Source organism: Sphingobium sp. UBA5915 (assembly GCF_002431195.1).
In the GTDB taxonomy this organism is placed as follows: Bacteria; Pseudomonadota; Alphaproteobacteria; order Sphingomonadales; family Sphingomonadaceae; genus Sphingobium; species Sphingobium soli.
Map to the genome: position 1 here is coordinate 45,641 of NZ_DJDV01000121.1, position 20,361 is coordinate 66,001.

Sequence of the window (20,361 nt, forward strand, 5' to 3'; positions counted from 1 at the left end):
AATATGCCATGACCCCTGACCCGCGTTCGACCGATCTGCCCTGGTGGAAGGGCGCCGTCATCTATCAAATTTATCCGCGCAGTTTTCAGGACAGCAATGGCGACGGCATTGGTGACCTAGCCGGCATCACCCAGCGATTGGACCATGTCGCCAGCCTGGGCGCGGACGCCATCTGGATTTCACCCTTCTTCACATCGCCCATGCGCGATTTCGGCTACGACATTGCCGATTATTGCGGGGTCGATCCTATCTTCGGCACGCTAGCCGATTTCGATGCGCTGGTGGCGCGGGCGCATGAGCTGGGCCTCAAGGTCACGATCGATCAGGTTTACGCGCACACGTCCGATCTGCACGACTGGTTCGTGAACAGTCGCGCTGGCCAGTCCGATGACAAGGCCGACTGGTATGTCTGGGCCGACCCCAAGGCCGATGGCACGCCGCCCAATAACTGGCAGTCGGTCTTTGGCGGTCCCGCATGGACATGGGACGCGCGGCGCGGGCAATATTATATGCACCAGTTCCTCGCCAGCCAGCCCCAGCTCAACGTGCACCACCGGGCCGTGCAGGATGCGCTGCTGGACGCCATGCGCTTCTGGCTCGACCGGGGCGTCGACGGCTTCCGCCTCGATGCGCTCAACCATTCGATGCACGATCCGCAGTTGCGCGACAATCCGCCGGCACCAGAGGATGGCAAACCCCGCACCCGGCCATTCGATTTCCAGATCCGGCGGTATAACCAGTCGCATCCCGACGTCGTAGGCTTTGTCGAGCGCATCCGTGCCCTGTGCGATGACTATGGGGCGGTCTTCACCATGGCGGAGGTCGGCGGCGATCTCGCGGAAAAGGAAATGAAGGCCTATACCGCAGGCGACAATCGCCTGAACAGCGCCTATGGGTTTAATTTCCTTTATGCTGACCGGCTGACGCCTGCCCTTGTCAAGGACACGATCGAACGCTGGCCCGATGCGGCCGGCATGGGCTGGCCGAGTTGGGCGTTCGAAAATCATGATGCGCCCCGCGCCCTGTCGCGCTGGTGCGCGCCGGAGGATCGCACCGCCTTCGCCCGGGTGAAGATGGCGCTGCTGATCGCGCTGCGTGGCAATCCGATCCTCTATCAGGGCGAGGAATTGGGCCTCACCCAGGTCGATATTCCGTTCGAGCGGCTGCAAGATCCTGAAGCGATCGCCAACTGGCCGCTGACCCTGTCCCGCGATGGCGCGCGCACACCGCTGCCGTGGACCGCAGAGGCCGCGCAGGCTGGCTTTTCAAGCGCCGAGCCCTGGCTCCCCCATGGCGACGATCATCTGGCGCTGGCCGTGGATGCGCAGGATGCCGATCCTGCGTCGCTGATGAACCTAACCCGCCACTTACTGGCGCTGCGCAAGGCCAATCCGGCGCTGCATCATGGCGCGCTGGACATCCTCATCGCCGATGAGCGCACTCTGGCGTTTCGTCGAACGGCAGATGGACAATCTATGCTGTGTTTGTTCAACCTGTCGAACCAGCCAGTGCAGTGGCCGGATGAGATCGCTGCTTCCAATCATGTGCTGTGCACCATCAACGACGCCGCGCCCGGCGCCCTGCCCGCCTATGGCGCCTTGCTGATCGAGGAATGAAAAGGACCCCCATGCTGAACGTGACTTTGCGCGCCTGCGCGCTTTCCCTGCCTATGGTGGTCGCATTTCCGGTAGCGGCCCAGGACAGCCGACCTGCGGTGACGGCAACCTCGCCCGATGGCAGCATTGCGCTGACAGTGTCCACCGACAATGACAGCAGGCCCGTCTGGTCGCTGTCGCGCAAGGGCAAGCTGCTGATCGCGCCCTCCAAGCTGGGTTTCATCCTGACCGACGGCCTCAACATGGTGCGCGGCTTTGCCATTGCAGGGTCTGAAAAAGGCAGCGGCAAGGATCGCTGGGAACAGCCCTGGGGCGAGCGGCGCTTCGTCACCGACAATCACAATGAACTGCTGGTCCGCTTCAAGCAGTCCGACGTGCAGGGCGCACGGCTGATGAATGTGCGGTTTCGCCTGTTCGATGACGGCGTGGGCTTTCGCTACGAATTGCCCGAGCAGCCCGGCCTCAAGACGATGCGCATCACCGACGAGACGACGGAGTTCGACATCGCGCCGGAAGGCACGGCTTGGTGGATACCCGGCGGCGAATGGAACCGCTACGAACAGGTGTATCAAAAGACCCCGATTGATGCGGTTTCCACGGCGCATACGCCGATCACCATGCGGTTGGCCGACGGCACGCATCTGAGTTTTCATGAGGCGGCTCTGGTCGATTATGCGGGCTATTGGCTGAAACGCGCGGACGGCCGAAAATTCCGCACCACGCTCGCGCCGTCTTCCCTGGCGGCGCGCGTGACGCGCGACCTGCCCTTCAACACGCCCTGGCGAACCATCCGGATTGCCGACGATGCAGCGGGGCTGGTCGAGAATGACCTGGAACTCAACCTCAACGAACCCAACAAGCTGGGCGATGTCAGCTGGTTCACCCCGGCCAAATATATCGGCATCTGGTGGGGAATGATCCGGGGCGACTGGTCATGGGCGGAAGGTCCCAAGCACGGGGCGACCAATGAGAGGACGAAGCAGTATATAGACTTCGCCGCAAAGAACGGGTTCCGCGGCGTACTGGTCGAAGGATGGGACAAGGGCTGGAATGGCGACTGGTTCGGCCATGGCGATGATTTCAGCTATACGCAGGCGACGCCCGATTTCGACCTCCCCGCCCTCGCCGCCTATGCCAAGCAGAAAGGCGTCCGGTTGATCGGGCATCATGAAACCGGGGGCAATATCACCAATTACGAGGCGCAGTTGGATAATGCGATGGCGCTATATGGACGATTGGGCGTCGATGTCGTCAAGACCGGCTATGTCGCGGACGCAGGCGGCATCATTGCGCCGGGCAATGCTCCGGGCGAAACACGCATGGAATGGCATGACGGCCAGCGCATGGCGCAGCATCACTTAAAAGTCGTCGAAACCGCCGCGCGCAATCATGTCGCGGTCAATGCGCATGAACCCATCAAGGATACAGGCCTGCGTCGCACCTATCCCAATTGGGTCGGACGCGAAGGCGCGCGCGGGATGGAATATAATGCCTGGGGCGCCTTCGCCAACGGGCCGGACCATGAACCCACCCTGGTCTATACCCGGATGCTGTCGGGACCGATGGACTTCACGCCGGGCGTTCTGAGCCTGGAGGGCGCGCAGAAGGCGCCGCTCGCCTCCACTTTGGCCAAGCAACTGGGCCTGTACCTCGCTCTTTATTCGCCAATCCAGATGGCGGCCGACTTCATCGAGACATTGGCGAAATATCCCAGGGAGCTGGCTTTCATCCGCCTTGTTCCGGCGGACTGGTCGGAAAGCCATCTGGTCGCAGGCGAAGTCGGCGATTATGCGATCTTCGCCCGCAAGGACCGCAACAGTGACGACTGGTATGTCGGCGGCGTCAACGACGCGACCGCGCGAACCGTGCCGCTGACCTTCGATCAACTCGAACCGGGCAGAGCCTATACCGCCACCATCTACAAGGACGGAGACGGCGCAACCTATCTGACGGAGACGCGCCATCGCATCGCCTATGAAACGAGGACGATCCGCAAGGGCGACCGCTATGACCTGTGGCTGGCTCCCGGCGGCGGCGCGGCAATCCGCCTGACCCCACAACGATAAACGGCTTCCGGCCTTGAAGGTCGGTTCCCCCGCCGCCGGGCTGGACTGCACGCTGGCCCGGCGGCACCCTCTCTCGCAAAGTGGCAGGGCAAGCGTAAGAAAATGACGCCTGCGCGCGCGAAAAGGAATAATTTGTTTCAATATCCGGGTTCAGCCGGTAGAGGAGCCGCCTCTCCCCTTTGAAGGACCCAGAGTCATGCCTGCCTATCGTTCCCGCACCACCACCCATGGCCGCAACATGGCGGGCGCGCGTGGCCTTTGGCGCGCGACGGGCATGAAGGATGGGGATTTCGGCAAGCCTATCATCGCGATCGCCAACAGTTTTACGCAATTTGTGCCAGGCCATGTGCACCTGAAGGACCTGGGGCAGCTGGTCGCGCGCGAGATCGAGGCCGCCGGTGGCGTCGCCAAGGAATTCAACACGATCGCGGTGGATGACGGCATCGCCATGGGTCATGGCGGCATGCTCTATTCGCTGCCCAGCCGTGATCTGATCGCCGACAGCGTCGAATATATGGTCAACGCCCATTGTGCGGACGCGATCGTGTGCATTTCCAATTGCGACAAGATCACGCCGGGCATGCTGATGGCCGCGATGCGGCTCAATATACCCGTCGTGTTCGTATCGGGTGGGCCGATGGAAGCCGGTAAGACGGTCATGCGCGGCAAGAAGGTCGCGCTGGATCTGGTCGACGCCATGGTCGTCGCTGCCGATGAAAGCTACACCGACGAAGAAGTGCAGACCATCGAGCGCTCCGCCTGTCCCACATGCGGCAGCTGTTCGGGCATGTTCACCGCCAATTCGATGAACTGCCTGACCGAGGCGCTGGGCCTTTCGCTGCCCGGCAATGGATCGACGCTCGCCACGCATGCCGACCGGGAGCGGCTGTTTCGCGAGGCAGGGCATCTGATCGTAGACATCACCAAACGCTATTATGAGCAGGACGACGAAAGCGTCCTGCCCCGCAGCATCGCCAGCTACGCCGCATTCGAAAATGCCATGAGCCTGGACATCGCCATGGGGGGATCGTCCAACACGGTGCTGCATCTGCTTGCGGCCGCCTTCGAAGGCGGCGTGGATTTCACCATGGCGGATATCGACCGATTGTCGCGCCGCGTGCCGTGCCTGTGCAAGGTCGCGCCTGCCAAGAATGACGTCCATATGGAAGATGTCCATCGCGCCGGCGGGATCATGGCGATCCTGGGCGAACTGGAACGTGCCGGCCTGATCGACGCATCGCTTCCCACGGTCCATAGCCGCACGATGGCCGATGCGCTCGCCCGATGGGACGTTGGCCGCACCAACAGCGAAGAAGTGCGCAACTTCTATCGCGCCGCGCCCGGCGGCGTGCCGACGCAAGTGGCCTTCAGCCAATCGGAACGCTGGGAAGAGCTGGACACCGACCGTGAACAGGGGGTGATCCGATCCGCCGAGCACGCCTTTTCGAAGGATGGCGGCCTTGCCGTGCTGTTCGGCAACCTCGCGCCCGAAGGCTGTATCGTCAAAACGGCGGGCGTGGACGAGAGCATCCTGGTCTTTCACGGCACCGCACGGGTCTATGAAAGCCAGGACGCGGCGGTCGCCGGCATCCTGGGCAATGAAGTCAAGGAAGGCGATGTGGTCGTCATTCGCTATGAAGGGCCAAAGGGCGGACCGGGCATGCAGGAAATGCTCTATCCCACCAGCTATCTGAAGTCGAAAGGCCTGGGTAAGGCCTGCGCGCTCATCACCGACGGGCGTTTTTCGGGCGGCACATCGGGCCTGTCGATCGGCCATGTCTCACCGGAGGCGGCCGAAGGCGGCCTCATCGCGCTGGTGCAGACGGGCGATCCTATCGTCATCGACATCCCCGCACGCGTCATCAAGGTGGATCTGGACGACGCCGTCCTGGCAGAGCGACGCGCCGAGATGGAAGCGCGCGGCGCGAAGGCTTGGAAGCCGTTCGGCCGCAAGCGCGACGTGTCACCAGCGCTGCGCGCCTATGCCGCGATGACCACCAATGCGGCAAAGGGTGCTGTGCGGGACGTCAGCCAGATCGAGCACTGAACCAATGTCTCTGCGCGGCGTCCATCATATCGCGATCATCGCGTCGGACTATGCGCGCTCCCGCGCCTTCTACCACGAGGTGCTGGGTTTGCCGATCCTGCGCGAAGTCTATCGGGAGGCGCGCGACAGCTGGAAATGTGATCTTGACGCGGGCAACGCGCAGATCGAGTTGTTTTCCTTCCCCTCGCCGCCTGAAAGGCCGACGCGGCCCGAAGCGTGCGGATTGCGCCATCTGTCCTTTTCCGTCGATGATCTGAACGCCGAAATTGCTCGGCTTCTCGAACGAGGCGTTGCGTGCGAACCGGTTCGTGTGGACGAATATACCGGGCAGCGCTTCACCTTCTTCCGCGATCCGGACGGATTGCCGTTGGAGCTTTACGAGAATTGAGCGCCGGTTGGCGACTAGCTACCGTCAGGCGATCGTCACGATCCGCGCGCTACCCGAACGTCCCAGCGGACGAACGACGACCTTGTCGTCCATTCGGTCGAAACCGATATCGACCGCGCCCGCTCCGATTTGCAAATCGCTTACTGTCAGATTTTGCAGGAAAGCAGGCATGATCGGTTCGCGTAGGCAAATTTCCTCCTTCTGGACGTCGAACCCCAGGCCGAGGCAGGACTGAACCAGCGACAGCGGCGTCGCCGCCGACCAGGCTTGCGGGCTGCATGCGACCGGATAAAAGGTCGGCCCCTGCGAACGACGACGGGGGAAACCGCAAAAGAGTTCCGGCAGCCGCATGAGATCGACATAGGTCGCCGCGCTGAACAACCCTTCGAAAATGCGCGCCGCCTCGCGGCGAAAACCGTAACGCGAAAATCCGGCCGCGATCAGTGCATTGTCATGCGGCCAGATCGACCCGTTATGATAGCTCATGGGATTATATCGTGCCTCGGTGGACGCGATCGTTCGAACGCCCCAGCCGGAGAAGGACGCCGGCGCCATCAGGGTCGAAACGACGCTTGCCGCGCGCGCGTCAAGCGCCAGGCCGGTATAGAGAACATGGCCCGCATTGGACGCACGGACGCGGCAGGGCCGCTTGTCCCCGTCCAGCGCCAGCACATAGCTGTTAAGCTTCGCGTCGAAAAAGGCGGCGTCGAACCGATGGCGAAGATCCTCTGCGCGGGCGCGATAGCCCGTGGCGCGGACCATGTCGCCGGTCGCTTCGAACAGATCGGCTGCTGCCCGCCAAGCGCCATAGACATAGGCCTGAACCTCAGCGAGCGCGATTGGCCCGCGCGCGATCTCACCATCGGCATGGAAGACAGAATCGTGGCTGTCCTTCCAGCCTTGATTTTGCAGACCCTGATCTGTCAGCCGGCCATATTCGACGAAGCCGTCCCCGTCCCTGTCGCCATGGTCATCGATCCACGCCAACGCCGCTTCGATCTGCGGCAGAATACCCCGCAAAAAGCCGATGTCGCCCGTACGGTCCAGATAGGCACCGGCCAGCATGACGAAGAGCGGGGTTGAATCGATGCTGCCATAATAATGGCGGAACGGCACTTCGCCCAGTTCAGCCATTTCACCTCGACGCACTTCGTGCAGGATCTTGCCTGGCTCGGCATCGGCCGCCGGGTCGAAACTGGTGGCCTGATGCGCGGCAAGATACCCCAGCACGCCACGCGACAGCGTTGGGTCGAGCCACAGCATTTGCAGCGCTGTGATGATCGCGTCGCGGCCGAACACCGTGCTGAACCAGGGGATACCGGCATAGGGATAGGGACCATAGTCCGTGTCCGTCGATAGCATGGCGATGTCGGAAACAGAGCGGCCCGCAACTTCGTTGAACAAGGCGTTGGACGAGCGCAGGGTCCCGCCGCGCTTTCGTGCCTGTTTGGCGCCCTGCATCGCTTCCCGCAAGGTTGCGAGATATTCGAACGGCAGGCTTTGGGCCGGTTCAGCCGCGTTGCTGCATATGCGCATGAACAGGGTGCACCGCTTGCCCGCCGGAACGGTCATATCAAAATGGGCGCTGCCTTCGGTCAGCTTATCCGGGACCGGGTCGAATTGGATATGCGTGAAGCGCTCCACGTCATCCAGCCCCACATAGGATAGTCGCACCTGCGCTTGCGAAATTTCCGGTGCGCGCACTGTCCCCTTATGCTTGCGGGTCATACCGCGAATTTCGAAAAGGTCGGCAAAATCCGCCGCAAAGCCGACGTCGATCTGAATGGCGCGGTCCTTTGCGTCGAAATTGCGCACTGTTACCCGCTCATAGACGGCGCCTCGCCACAAGAAGCGGGTGCGCCGCAAATGGATCAGGTCATGCTCAACCGCGAGACGACCGTCTTCATCGAAAAAATCCGGATTGGTCAGGTCGCACGTCAGCATGGTATTGTCATCGCGCACAGCGGAGCTGAGCAAGATCGGACGAAGACCGTTGATGGTCAGATACAGGTGCGACAGGTGCCGGGTATCACGATAATAAAGGCCTTCGGGACTGCCGGGCCCGGCGATCGCGTCGCCGCTATGGTCAAAGACAGCGAAACTTTCACCATGTTTGAGCGTGCGGGGACGTCGTTCGGCCAGCGATGCGGTGGCCGGGATGAAGAATTGCGTTTGGCCCTGTGAAAGCATCTGCCCCGGATCGAGTTCTGCCATAGGGGAATTGGGCTGGACTGGCGTCATGCGGGATCCCTCAAGCTATCGTCAGGTCCGGCCCTTCGCCCGCCATGGCGGCAAGACCTGGCGATGCCCGGCCGGTAATGACATCCTCGTAAAGACTGACATAGTCTTGCGCCATCCGGGCCGCCGTGAAGCGTGCGTCGAACACGGCGCGTACGCCCGCGCGGTCGAGTGAACGCACTGCGTGTACGGCGGCGATGGCGTCCGCTTCGCTGTCGACGATGAAGCCGGATACGCCATGATCGATCACTTCGGGAACCGACCCGCAGCGGAAGGCGATGACCGGCGTGGCGCAGGCCATGGCTTCGATCATAACCAGGCCAAATGGCTCAGGCCAATCGATCGGGAACAGAAGTGCGGTGGCATTACCCAGAAATTCAGCCTTCTGCTGCTCGTTGATTTCCCCGATATAATCGACATTGTCGTGCGCCCGAACCAGCGGCTCAATCTCCTGCTCCCAATAGGCGCGATCGACCGCGTCGATCTTTGCCGCCATCTTGAGCGGCATTCCGGCCTCCACCGCGATCCGGATCGCGCGGTCGGGGCGCTTTTCCGGCGATATTCTACCGATGAAGGCGAGATAGCCATCCTTCGTTGATGTCCTTGGCGGCAATAGGTCGGCAGGTAGGCCATGATAGATGGTGCCGCCCCAGTTCACTGGCGGCATCGGCAATCGTTGGTGATCCGAAATCGAGACAAGGCAGCTGTCGGAAAAGGCGCGGTACAGGGGTACAAGGTCGGGAAGGTCAAGCCGACCGTGCAGCGTCGTCACCGCACGGTCCAGCATATTCCGCACCATGGGCATGTGCAGCACGTCGATATGGAAATGCAGGATATCGAATTCGTCGGCCCGGCGGCGCACCTCATCTAGCAAAATCATATGATGCGGTATCGTGTCCCGGACATGCGGGTTAAGACGCAGGGCCATTTTCGTGACGGGGACGAGCTTGGCCGAAGTGATGGAATCCCCGCTAGCGAAGAGCGTGACGTCATGCCCCTGCTGCACAAGCTCTTCGGTAAGGTAGGATACGATACGCTCCGTCCCGCCATAAAGTTTGGGAGGGACGCTTTCGGCCAAAGGCGCGATTTGGGCAATCTTCATGCGATGATCCTTTTTCGACGAAGCGCCGCCCCCGACGCGCCTGCGGGGGTAAAAATCCTACCGGATCGGGAAGTTGCATGAGCGTCCAGCGGCTGGTCGCAAAAAGCCTTAAATGTCCGGCAGTGATTGCGCTGCAAACCCCCAGCCCTTAAGGTGCGTGGCACGCTTCAGCAGTTGGTCGGCATCACCAATGTCAAATGGGTGCGCGTCCTTGAACCGATCCAGTTCATCCCATGCGATTGGCACCGCAATAGGCGCTCCTGCGCGCGCGCGGGCGGAAAATGGCAGTACGGCCGTGCTACCCCGCTGGTTGCGCAGCCAGTCGATGAAGATGCGGTTCTTCCGCTTGGCCTTGCTCATGGTCGCTACAAATGTATCGGGGTTGGCCGTGCTGAGCGCCTGAGCAAAGCGGGAGGAAAAATCCTTGTGCACTGTCCAGTCATGCCCGGGCGTAAGGGGCACAACGACATGAACCCCCTTTCCCCCCGACAGCATGGCAAAGGACACGAGCCCAAGATCCTCGAGCGCGCCGCGAATATGCTGTGCGGCGTCGCGAACCCGGCCAAAATCCATCCCTTCATCAGGATCAAGGTCGAAGATCATGCGATCGGGCTGCTCCACGGCATCAGCGCGGCTCCCCCAGGCATGAAATTCAATCGTCCCCATCTGCACGCAGGTCAGCAGGCCTTCAGCATCTTCGACAAAGAGATAATCCTCCGTACCGCCGTCTTTTTCAGCGATGGGGACCTGATGCACCGCCTTGCCGAATGCGCCGCTGTCATGTTTCTGGAAAAAGCATTTGCGTGCCCGGCCCTGGGGGCAGCGGACCAGACTGATGGGGCGATTGGCGGCAAAGGGCAGCATCAGGGGTGCAACGCGTGCGTAATAATCGGCCAATTCTCCCTTGGTCTGTCCGCTGTCCGGGAAAATGACGCGATCAGCGTTGCTGATCTTCACATCGATATGCGCCTTTGGGGGGCGCGCGGGTTTTTCCGGCGTCACGTCCTTCGCCTTCTTGTCCGCCCGCAGCCCGAGGAAGCTGGCATGGCGGACGCGCCCTTCCCCGGTGAATTGAGCAAAGGCAATTTCCGCAACCAGCGTCGGTTTGATCCAGCATGCGCCGCGCGCATCGCCCTTCGGCACGTCGAGTGGCGGCTTATCCACGGCGAGAGGCGCCATGGTTTCAGCCAAATCGCCCATCGTGTCGGCGTCGAAACCGGTGCCGACCTTGCCCTTGTAAATGAGGGTGCGCCCTTCCTTCTGGGCCAGCAGAAGCGAACGGAACGGCCGGCCCTTTGCACTACTCTTGACCCAGCCGACGACGACGAATTCCTGCCGGCGCGTGCACTTGACCTTGACCCAAGCGCGTGTGCGCCCCGATCGGTAGGGGGCATCCGCCCGTTTGGCGATGATGCCTTCCTGGTGGGCATCGCACATGGAACGATAGAGTTTTTCGCCGGCGCCGATGACGTGGTCAGCAACATGGACAGGTGGCGCGGCGTCGCGCAGCAAGGCTTCAAGCCTTTCCTTCCGCTCGATCGTCGACAATGGCCGCAGATCCATACCATCGAGCGACAGCAGGTCGAAGGCGAAGAGGTTGAGCGGGGCATCTTCCCGCTCCGCGCCATGGCCACGCTTGAGCACCGTTTGCAGCGCGGAAAAGCTGGGATTGCCGTCCGGGCCAAAGGCGACGATTTCGCCGTCTATCAGCGCCGGTGGCAAGTCCAGCGCAGCAAGGCTGCCCACCAGCGCAGGGAATTTTTCCGTCCAGTCGAGCCCATTGCGCGTGAAGACACGCACCTTGTCCTCCGCGACAGAGATCATCGCGCGATAGCCGTCAAACTTGATTTCGTGCAGCCAGTCATTGCCGGTCGGCACGTCATCGACCAGCGTAGCAAGTTGCGGGTCGACAAAGGCCGGGGGTTGCGCGCTCTTTCGCCTGTTCTTGCGCCGGACATCGGCGTTATGATCCCGCGCCGACTGCATCGACTTTGCAAAGTCATCGCTCTTTGCGCCGGACAGTGAGTGGCTGGCCTGCCTGTCCGCCGCGATTTGGGCCATGGACCGGCCCGTGAGGACGCTTGTCAGCGCCTGGTCCACCAGCGAGCCGGACGGATCGGCCGCGTCATCATCAATCTTGCGCAGCAGCCAGTTTTCGCGCTTTTCGCCGGGACGCCCCTTCATCCGAACGAGCAGCCATTCCCCTTTCATCCGTTCGCCATGAAGGATGAAATGCAGATGCCCCTCGTCCAGATCTTTCGCACTCTTGCCCGGGACGGCTTCCCAATTTCCCCGGTCCCAAAGCATCACTGTTCCGCCGCCATATTCACCCTTGGGAATGACGCCTTCAAAATCGCCATAGTCCAGCGGATGATCCTCGGTCCGCACGGCAAGCCGTTTGTCGGCAGGGTCGAGGCTCGGCCCCTTGGTGACAGCCCAGCTTTTCAGGACACCGTCTATTTCCAGCCGGAAGTCCCAATGAAGCCGTGTAGCGGCATGCTTCTGAACCACGAAGCTGTTTCCGGATTTTTTACCGACAGCACCTTTGGGCTCGCGCGTGCGCCTGAAATCGCGCTTGGCATTGTAGGTCGCCAGAGGGTCTTTGGCCCGCGTCACCGGCCATCCCTCTCGCGGGCCTTTTTGAACCAATGATCCTCGGCTACACCGAGCAATGTCAGCATCAACACCGCTATGATCGCCGCGCTGATCACAAGTGGCCACTGCCCTGCGCCACAGGCGATACCGATCATTGCGGCAAGCCAGATATGGGCTGCCGTCGTCAGGTTCTTGACCTCTCCCCGGTTGAAAACAATCAGCCCGGCCGCAATGATCCCCGTGAAGACGGCCGACGCCTCGAATATCCGCAGCGGGTCGATATTGCCGTCGTGGCTGAGCTGGTTATATAGCGCGATCGCACTGATCGTCATCAGCGCGCAGGTGAAGCACAATATGCCATGCGTGCGCAGACCGGCGGCATGGCCGCGCAATTCCCGGTCGAGACCAAGCAACAGGCCCAAAAATGCCGCCGCGCCCAGCCGCAACAGGATCGGACCGTCGATCATGTGCAGGGGTGTGGCGGCATTCAACACCATTAGGTCAAGCGCTCTTCTTGCCGGCGCTGGTGGAGCGGCCGCGCGATGTGGTGGATTTGCCAGTGCTGCGCGATGTGGTTTTTTTCGTCGCACTGTTCTTTGAAGACGCGCCGCCGTCTCCCACCGAATTTTTGAGCGCGGCCATCAGGTCGATGACATTTCCGCCGCGCGACGGGGCATCCTCCTCGACATCTTCGATGACGCGCTTGCCCTTTGCCTTCTTCTTCTTGTCGATCAGCTGATGGAGCGCATCGACATAGCGATCATGAAATTCCTCCGGCTTGAATGGCCCTGTCTTCTTGTCGATGATCGTGGTCGCAAGATCGAGCAGGTCGGTGTCAGCTTCCGTTCCGGGGAGGCCGCGAAAATAGGTTTGCGCCCGCGTCACTTCATCGGCGTAGCGCAGCACTTCGAGCACAAGGCCGCGGCCACAGGGTTTAAGCGAGACCAATTGCTCCCGCCCCCGCACCGACAACTGGCCAAGCCCCACCTTTTTCGTGCGTCGCAGCGCGTCGCGCAGGACTGCATAGGCCTCTTCGGCCAGGTCATCGGCGGGCAGCACGAAATAGGGCTTTTCATAATAAAGCACGTCAATGGCGTCAGCCTCGACGAATTGGACCAGTTCCAGCGTCTTGCGACTTTCAATCTTGACCGCCTCGATCTCATCCTGCTGCAATAGGACATAGTTGCCCTTGGATACCTCATAGCCCTTGAGGATTTCGTCGGGATCGACCGGCCCGACGCCGGTCACGACCTTCTCATATTTGATGGGCTTGCCACTGGGTTCATGAATCTGGCGGAAGGAAACCGCAGCGCCAGACTTGGTGGCGGGATAGATTTCCACCGGTATAGAAACGAGGGCCAGCCGAATCTGGCCCTGCCAATATGCGCGTGCGGCCATGGGGGAACCTCCAACGGCACAGCGCGCTACGCCCTTGAAAAGTTCCAGGGGCAGCGGGCATCTTTGGCGCGTGCCGCATGGGAGCATCCATATCAGTCATGGAACATTCATGCTGTAGGGCTATTGTAATGCCGTCACTCCTTCCCCCTTTGGAGTGACCCTCCCTGAACCTCGGCTCCGCCGGCCTATGCCGGTGGAGCCATTTTCTTAAGCGCGGGCCGGCAGGATGCAGGCCCGGCATTCGCCAAAGCCAATGGACGCAAAGCCGTCCCGGTGCGCACGCGCCTCCAACATCACTTCGTCGCCATCCTCCAGGAATGTGCGGCTTTCGCCAGATGGCAGGGTGATTGGGCTCTTGCCGCCCTGTGTCATTTCCAGAAGACTGCCAAGCGATTCCCTGTCCGGACCGGAGATCGTTCCTGTGCCAAGCAGGTCGCCCGGCGTCAGGTTGCAGCCATTGGACGCGTGATGAGCGACAATCTGCGCCGCGGTCCAATACATGGCGCTGGCCCGACTGTGGCTGAGGCGGAAGGGTGGCATAGCGGCGTCCCGCATGCGCGCGGTGCGGATGGTGACGCCAAGGTCGAGCGCTAGTCCGCCCCATTCCTGATCCTGCGGGTCCAGTAAATAGGGCAGGGGCGCGGGGTCGCCCTGCGGCCGGGCGGGCTGAGCCTGACGGAAGGGTGCGAGGGCTTCGGGCGTTATCACCCAGGGGGAGATGGTCGAATGGAAATTCTTGGCCAGGAAAGGGCCGAGCGGGACATATTCCCACGCCTGGAAATCGCGCGCCGACCAATCATTGAGCAGGCAGAAACCGCCGATATGGCTGCCCGCATCCTTGATGGGGATAGGGTCGCCCAAGTCATTGCCCTGCCCGATCCAGATGCCCAGTTCCAGTTCATAATCCAGCCGCGCGGTCGGGCCAAAGCGCGGTTCGGCGGCATCGGGCGCCTTCGACTGCCCGTTCGGACGAACCACTGGCAGCCCCGAGGGACGCACGGAAGACGCGCGGCCGTGATAGCCGATCGGCACATATTTATAATTGGGCAGCAGCGGATTGTCAGGGCGGAACAAGGTGCCGACATTGGTGGCATGATGAATGCCGACATAGAAATCGGTGTAGTCGCCGATCCGGGCGGGCAGATGAAGGGTACAATGTGCCTGGGCGTGAAGCGCTGCGGCAAGGACAGGCTGCCCATCCCGATCACATAGCAGGCGGGAGAGCGTGCGGCGCAGGGCGACCCGGTCAGTCGCGGGCAGCGCGAGCATGCGGTTGAGGCAATCATCGCCCAGCAGGGGCCGGACGGCATCGGGCAGATGATCGCCGATCGCGGCAAGATCGAGGATATGGTCGCCGATCGCGACGCCGGGGCGGGCCGATCCATTGGCAGGAGAAAATATGCCGAGCGGCAAATTCTGAACCGGAAAATCGGGGTGGCCCATGGCGTTGTCGACCCAGCATGGGAGATCAATCGCGTGGGTTTCGTCGATGGTCGTCATCAATCATCTCCTTGGACGGGCAGGCGCGCTTTGGCGAAGCCAGACCAGCATGCGTCATAATCCCGCTGCGCGAAGTCAGCCTCAGCGGCGAAACGGGTGGGGCGGAAAGGGAAGCGGCCTTCAAACATGAAGGCCATGGTCGCGTCGATCTTGTGCGGCGCAAGGGAGGCGGCGACGGCATTTTCGTAGCTGGTGCGGTCGGGGCCGTGGCTGGCCATCTGGTTATGCAGCGATGCGCCGCCCGGCGCAAAACCGCCAGCCTTCGCATCATAGGCGCCGGTCACCAGCCCCATGAATTCACTCATCACATTGCGATGGAACCAGGGCGGCCGGAACGTGTCTTCGGCCACCATCCAGCGCGGCGGGAAAATGACGAAGTCGCAATTGGCGACGCCGGACGTATCGCTGGGACTGGTCAGCACCGTGAAGATGGAGGGGTCGGGATGGTCATAGCTGACCGTGTTGATGGTGTTGAAACGGCGCAGGTCATAACGGCATGGGGCTAGGTTCCCATGCCAACCCACGACATCGAAAGGTGAATGCGGCAAGGTCGTCGACCAAAGACCGCCCTGAAATTTCTGGATGAGTTCAAAGGGCGCGTCGACATCCTCGAACCAGGCCACCGGGGTTTCAAAATCCCTGGCGTTGGCAAGGCCATTGGCACCGATCGGCCCCAGTTCAGGCAAGCGGAAAAGCGCGCCATAATTTTCGCAGATATAGCCGCGCGCGGATTCATCCAGGAGCGAAACCTGAAAACGGACGCCACGGGGGATGAGCGCGACCTGCTGCGGCGCGACGTCGAACCGGCCAAGCTCAGTGGTAATCCGCAGTGCGCCTTGTTGCGGCACGATCAGCATCTCGCCGTCGGCATTGAAGAAAGCGCGGCCGTCCATCGGGCGGTTGCAGGCATAAAGATGGACGGCGAAACCGACAGCTGCAGCGATATCGCCATTGCCGCAATAGGTGACGATGCCGTCCAGGAAATCCACCGGGTCGGACGGCATGGGCAGCGGGTCCCAGCGCAGGCGATTGGGCGAGGGCGGCATGTCCATGAAGGGGGCGGAGGCGAAGCGATGCGCCCCGGCATAAGGGCGGTAAGCCTCATGCTGCGCCGTGGGCCGCAGGCGATAGAGCCAGCTGCGGCGATTGTCGGCGCGCGGCGCGGTGAAGGCCGTGCCGGAAAGCTGTTCGGCATAAAGGCCAAAGGGCGTCTTTTGCGGCGAATTGCGGCCGATCGGGACAGCGCCAGCCACAGCCTCCGTCACGATATGATTGGCAAAACCGGGTATCATCGCGGCCGATGCGCCATCTTGATCCGGAATGGGCATTGCCCTCTCCTATAGTTTCATTTGCAACCAGTATAGACTTTGCCCGATCGGTGTCAAATGATAGCCTTCGCCATGACCACCTCCTCCCTGCTGCTCGACGCGTTCCTGCCCTATCGCCTGTCGTTCACCACCAATCTGGTGAGCGATGCGGTCGCCAGCGCTTATGAGGAGGCGTTCGGGCTGCGCATTCCCGAATGGCGCGTAGTCGCCGTGGTGGCGGAGCATCCCGACGGCGTGACGCAGCAGGCTATCGGCTGGACGACGCGGATGGACAAGGTAACCGTCAGCCGCGCCGCAGCCGCCCTCATCGACCGCGACATCTTGATCCGGGGCCCGAACCCGGCCGACCAGCGGTCGCATCTCCTGACGCTGAGTACGGCCGGCATAGCGCTGTATCAGGCGATCGTGCCGCAGGCGCTGGCGTTGGAAGAACGAATTTTCGGGTCCTTTACAGAGGCAGAGCGGACACAGCTGGACGCGATGCTGCGCCGGATTGATGCAATCGTGCTGGACGGCCACATGACAGCGTCCAAGGCGTAGCGCGGGCGGTCACAGCCATCGATGACCTACATATGTTGGACGATGCACCCACATTGTGGCAGGACAAACTTGCTTACACATCACGCCTAGATCAAATATGCGATGTTTGAAGAAGGCATAGTCGGGGGAGTGGACATGCGCGCACGGATCGGGACCCTGGCGGCGAGCAGCCTGATCGCCCTGTCGGGCGTAGCGATAGCCCAGGGTGGTCCGCCACAGGTGCAGCCGGTGCAGATCGATCCCGCCCGGCCAGACTGGGAAAATCCGGCAGTTTTCGCCATCGGAAAGTTGCCCGCGCGCGCCACCGCCTTTCCCTTCGAAAGCCGCGACGCCGCGCTGGCCAGCGACCGTTCCCGATCGCGCCGCTTCCTGTCATTGAACGGGCCATGGAAGTTCGCCTTTTCGCCTAATGCCGACAAGCTGCCGAACGGGTTCGAGCGCCCCGATTTCGATGTGTCGGGCTGGAAGACGATACCCGTTCCGGCCGACTGGCAGGCGGAAGGCTATGACCAGCCCCGCTACAATAATATCACCTATCCCTTCCCCGCCAACCGGCCGCTGATCCCCCATGCGACAAATCCGGTGGGGTCCTATCGCCGCGATATCGACATACCGGCGGACTGGGCCGGGCAGGATATGGTGCTGCACATCGGCGCGGCTGGTTCCGCTTATTATGTCTGGGTCAATGGCCAGAAGGTCGGATATGCGCAGGATAGCAAGCTGCCGTCGGAATTCGACGTGACCCGCTTCATGCGCCCCGGCCGCAACAGCATCGCCGTCCAGGTCTATCGCTGGTCGGACGGCTCCTATCTGGAGGATCAGGATTTCTGGCGCGTGTCGGGGATCGAGCGCGATGTGTTCCTGATGGCGGCGCCCAAGACGCGCGTGCGCGACTTTTTCGCTCATGCCGGTTTCGATGCGGAGGCCGGTGCGGGCCAGCTGGCGGTCGACGTCACTGTAACCGCGGGCGCGGCGACGAGCGCCCGCTATGTGCTGATGGATGGCACGCGCATCGTGCTTGAAGGACGGCAAGCCGTTGCCGCCGGAAATGCGGAACGCACCGTGACCCTGACCGGCAGGATCGACAGGGTGAAACCGTGGACGGCGGAAACCCCCAACCTGTACCGGCTGCTGGTCGAACTTTATGACGCAGGCGGACGGATCATCCAGTCGAGCGACGCCAGAATCGGTTTCCGCACGGTCGCGATGCGCAATGGCGTCGTCACGGTGAATGGCAAGCCGATCACCCTTCGCGGCGTCAACCGCCATGAGCATGATCCCGAAAGCTTCCATGTCATTTCGCTGGCCTCAATGGAGCGCGATATCCGGTTGATGAAGCGCAACAATGTCAACGCGATCCGCACATCCCATTATCCCAATGATCCGCGTCTCTACGACCTGGCCGATCGCTATGGCCTCTATGTGATGGACGAGGCGAATATCGAGAGCCATGCCTATATGGATTATGGCAATCGGCATGGCGATCAGCGCGCCGAATATCAGATCGGGTTCGACCCGGCGTGGAAGGACGCGCATGTAAGCCGCGTCACCAACATGGTGGAGCGGGACAAGAATCATCCATCGATCCTCTTCTGGTCGTTGGGCAATGAGGCAGGAATCGGCCCTAATTTCGCGGCTGCGGCGGCCGCCGCCAAGGCGCGCGACCCCGATCGGCTGGTCAGCTATCTGGGCTGGGGCACATGGGACGGGATTGGCGACCATCGGCCCAATTTCTACGCCGACATCTACGCGCCCATGTATGATCCGGTCGCCAAGCTGGTCGATTACGCAACCAACTGGAATTTCGGGCAGCCGCTGATTCAGTGCGAATATGCCCATATGCAGGGGAATAGCGGCGGCAATCTGAAGGACTATTGGGACACCATCTATGCCCATCCCGACCGGCTACAGGGCGGCTTCATCTGGGACTGGGTCGATCAATCCATGTATCGATACACCAGGGATGGCACGCGCTACTGGGGCGACGGCGGCGAATATGGGCCGAACCCGGGAGGCGACATAGAATTTGGCGACGGGTTGCTGCAGTCGGACCGAACCCCCAATCCGGCACTTTATGAATTGCGCAAGGTCTATGCGCCGGTCCAGTTCGATGGGTTCGACCCGGCGAGCGGCCGCGTCACCGTACGCAACCGCCACGATTTCATCGATTTGTCCGGGTTCAGTTTTGATTGGGCGATGATGGAGGATGGCGTGGAAATTGCCCAGGGCGCGCTGACGATGGCGGACGTGCCTGCTCGCGGTGCTGCGGCAGTGACGGTGCCCATTAGCGCTATCCCTCGCAGGTCCGGATCGGAATATTTCGTGACGATCAACGCCCGGGCCAAGGCCGGCGCCATCCCGTCGGTGGCCGCCGAAACGCTGATGGGCTGGGAGCAATTTGCGCTGCAATCGGACGCCCCTGCCCTACCCGCCGTCGCCACTGGTCCCGTGGCCGTCAGCGAAAAGGGCGATGCCATCAGCCTTAGTGCCAATGATGCAACGTTGGCGATCGACCGGACGAGCGGGCTTGTCCGGTCCTACAGCAAGGACGGACATATGCTGGCGCGCGGCGGTGCGCCGCATTTCTGGCGCGCGGTCACCGACAATGACATCGGCATTGGCACGGCCAGACAGTTGGCGGTCTGGAAGACGATGAGCGAACAGCGTAAAGTGGCCGCCATCCGAATTCTTCCAGCGGAGAATGGCGGACGTTCAGTGGAGGTGCGCTATATATTGGGTGAAGGCGCGGCCGACTTTACCAGCATCTACCATATGGCAGGCGATGGATCGGTGTCAGTCGATGGCGATTTTCAGCCGGTCAGGGACGACCTGCCACCCCCGTTCCGCATCGGCCTGGCCTTCAGCCTGCCGCGCGCCATCGACACCGTTCAATGGTATGGCCGCGGCCCGCACGAAAGCTATGTCGATCGCAAGACGTCCGCACCCATCGGCTTGTGGCGCGGCGCGATCGCAGATCAGAACCACGACTATATCCGGCCGCAGGAAACCGGCAACAAGGTGGATGTTCGCTGGATGGAGGTGTCGGGCGACGGCGCGGGGCTTCACGTGCAGGGCGCGCAGCCGATGATGATGAACGCGCTGGCCTTTCCCTACAGCGACCTTGACCGGCATGCGCCGGGAACCTGGAAATCGTCGGACATTCGTCCGCGTGACGAAGGCACGCTGTTGATCGACGGCGACCAATGGGGCGTGGGTGGCGACACGGCCTGGAGCGAATTTGGCAAGCCGATGGCCGCCTATCGCACCGCCAGCATGCCCATGCGCTTTTTCTTTCGCCTGACCCCTTTCACCGGATCGGGGACGCACCCTGATCAGGCGATATCAGCGCGCGCCACACAGGAGGAATGACGAAGGGCCCCGGCTGGAGAGGATCCGTCAGCCCTCGCCTTCGGCGAAAGATGGGGCACATCAAAGTGCCTCATGCGTTGAGCGGAGGACATTGTTTGAAAGGACCAACATGCCCCATCACAAGGAACGCCCAGCTCGCAAGGCGACGTCCCGTCTGGCCATCTACCTGTTCTT

At 61.7% G+C, this 20,361-nt stretch carries 13 protein-coding genes; 6 read left to right on the forward strand and 7 right to left on the reverse strand.

All coding sequences use genetic code 11. The annotated features are described in order from the left end of the window. Positions 1-8 precede the first annotated feature (8 nt). From B2V90_RS21400 to B2V90_RS21415, 4 genes are all read left to right on the forward strand, one after another. Entirely contained in the window at positions 9-1,616 is a 1,608-nt protein-coding gene (locus B2V90_RS21400) for an alpha-glucosidase (protein ID WP_228222859.1), read from the forward strand. 11 nt (positions 1,617-1,627) lie between these two features. Beyond that, entirely contained in the window at positions 1,628-3,682 is a 2,055-nt protein-coding gene (locus tag B2V90_RS21405) for a glycoside hydrolase family 97 protein (protein ID WP_414711632.1), read from the forward strand. Positions 3,683-3,878: 196 nt separating this feature from the next. Next, positions 3,879-5,729: a dihydroxy-acid dehydratase gene (gene ilvD, locus B2V90_RS21410; RefSeq protein WP_228222858.1), complete on the forward strand. Its 1,851-nt coding sequence runs from the start codon at positions 3,879-3,881 to the stop codon at positions 5,727-5,729. 4 nt (positions 5,730-5,733) lie between these two features. Then, positions 5,734-6,117 (forward strand): VOC family protein, encoded by a 384-nt coding sequence (locus B2V90_RS21415; RefSeq protein WP_348656844.1) that lies wholly within the window; start codon positions 5,734-5,736, stop codon positions 6,115-6,117. 24 nt (positions 6,118-6,141) lie between these two features. Here the strand turns inward: B2V90_RS21415 and B2V90_RS21420 are convergent, their stop codons facing one another. From B2V90_RS21420 to hmgA, 7 genes are all read right to left on the reverse strand, one after another. Then, positions 6,142-8,358 carry an amylo-alpha-1,6-glucosidase gene (locus B2V90_RS21420; protein WP_037543837.1) on the reverse strand — a complete coding sequence of 739 codons (2,217 nt, stop codon included), beginning with the start codon at positions 8,356-8,358 and terminating at the stop codon, positions 6,142-6,144. Between the two features lie 10 nt (positions 8,359-8,368). After that, a complete protein-coding gene (locus tag B2V90_RS21425; protein WP_228222857.1) occupies positions 8,369-9,457 on the reverse strand; it encodes a glycosyltransferase family 4 protein in 1,089 nt (362 codons plus the stop codon). Between the two features lie 108 nt (positions 9,458-9,565). Beyond that, the gene (ligD, locus tag B2V90_RS21430) at positions 9,566-12,073 is read right to left on the reverse strand and encodes a DNA ligase D (RefSeq protein WP_228222856.1); all 2,508 of its coding nucleotides are present in this window, start codon (positions 12,071-12,073) and stop codon (positions 9,566-9,568) included. Beyond that, positions 12,070-12,549, reverse strand: coding sequence for an MgtC/SapB family protein (locus B2V90_RS21435; protein ID WP_228222855.1), 480 nt, complete (start codon positions 12,547-12,549; stop codon positions 12,070-12,072). The genes ligD and B2V90_RS21435 overlap by 4 nt, the downstream gene beginning before the upstream one ends. 4 nt (positions 12,550-12,553) lie before the next feature. Further along, positions 12,554-13,450 (reverse strand): Ku protein, encoded by an 897-nt coding sequence (locus B2V90_RS21440; protein ID WP_293923077.1) that lies wholly within the window; start codon positions 13,448-13,450, stop codon positions 12,554-12,556. Between the two features lie 207 nt (positions 13,451-13,657). Further along, positions 13,658-14,950, reverse strand: a complete 1,293-nt coding sequence (gene fahA / locus B2V90_RS21445; protein WP_228222853.1) for a fumarylacetoacetase — start codon at positions 14,948-14,950, stop codon at positions 13,658-13,660. Next, positions 14,950-16,278: a homogentisate 1,2-dioxygenase gene (hmgA, locus tag B2V90_RS21450; RefSeq protein WP_228222852.1), complete on the reverse strand. Its 1,329-nt coding sequence runs from the start codon at positions 16,276-16,278 to the stop codon at positions 14,950-14,952. Before hmgA ends, fahA begins: the two co-directional genes overlap by 1 nt. Positions 16,279-16,350: 72 nt before the next feature. Between hmgA and B2V90_RS21455 the strand changes: the two genes are divergently transcribed. Both B2V90_RS21455 and B2V90_RS21460 read left to right on the forward strand, forming a co-directional pair. Next, positions 16,351-16,818 carry a MarR family winged helix-turn-helix transcriptional regulator gene (locus tag B2V90_RS21455; protein ID WP_228222851.1) on the forward strand — a complete coding sequence of 156 codons (468 nt, stop codon included), beginning with the start codon at positions 16,351-16,353 and terminating at the stop codon, positions 16,816-16,818. Positions 16,819-16,953: 135 nt separating this feature from the next. Then, positions 16,954-20,187, forward strand: coding sequence for a glycoside hydrolase family 2 TIM barrel-domain containing protein (locus tag B2V90_RS21460; protein WP_293923079.1), 3,234 nt, complete (start codon positions 16,954-16,956; stop codon positions 20,185-20,187). Positions 20,188-20,361 lie beyond the last annotated feature (174 nt).

What these genes read in the sequence shown, in the direction of transcription:
- B2V90_RS21400 (WP_228222859.1), top strand. Translation starts at nt 9, where the DNA reads ATGACCCCTGACCCGCGTTCGACCGATCTGCCCTGGTGGAAGGGCGCC.
- B2V90_RS21405 (WP_414711632.1), top strand. Translation starts at nt 1,628, where the DNA reads ATGCTGAACGTGACTTTGCGCGCCTGCGCGCTTTCCCTGCCTATGGTG.
- ilvD (WP_228222858.1), top strand. Translation starts at nt 3,879, where the DNA reads ATGCCTGCCTATCGTTCCCGCACCACCACCCATGGCCGCAACATGGCG.
- B2V90_RS21415 (WP_348656844.1), top strand. Translation starts at nt 5,734, where the DNA reads ATGTCTCTGCGCGGCGTCCATCATATCGCGATCATCGCGTCGGACTAT.
- B2V90_RS21420 (WP_037543837.1), bottom strand. Translation starts at nt 8,358, where the DNA reads ATGACGCCAGTCCAGCCCAATTCCCCTATGGCAGAACTCGATCCGGGG.
- B2V90_RS21425 (WP_228222857.1), bottom strand. Translation starts at nt 9,457, where the DNA reads ATGAAGATTGCCCAAATCGCGCCTTTGGCCGAAAGCGTCCCTCCCAAA.
- B2V90_RS21435 (WP_228222855.1), bottom strand. Translation starts at nt 12,549, where the DNA reads ATGGTGTTGAATGCCGCCACACCCCTGCACATGATCGACGGTCCGATC.
- B2V90_RS21440 (WP_293923077.1), bottom strand. Translation starts at nt 13,450, where the DNA reads ATGGCCGCACGCGCATATTGGCAGGGCCAGATTCGGCTGGCCCTCGTT.
- fahA (WP_228222853.1), bottom strand. Translation starts at nt 14,950, where the DNA reads ATGACGACCATCGACGAAACCCACGCGATTGATCTCCCATGCTGGGTC.
- hmgA (WP_228222852.1), bottom strand. Translation starts at nt 16,278, where the DNA reads ATGCCCATTCCGGATCAAGATGGCGCATCGGCCGCGATGATACCCGGT.
- B2V90_RS21455 (WP_228222851.1), top strand. Translation starts at nt 16,351, where the DNA reads ATGACCACCTCCTCCCTGCTGCTCGACGCGTTCCTGCCCTATCGCCTG.
- B2V90_RS21460 (WP_293923079.1), top strand. Translation starts at nt 16,954, where the DNA reads ATGCGCGCACGGATCGGGACCCTGGCGGCGAGCAGCCTGATCGCCCTG.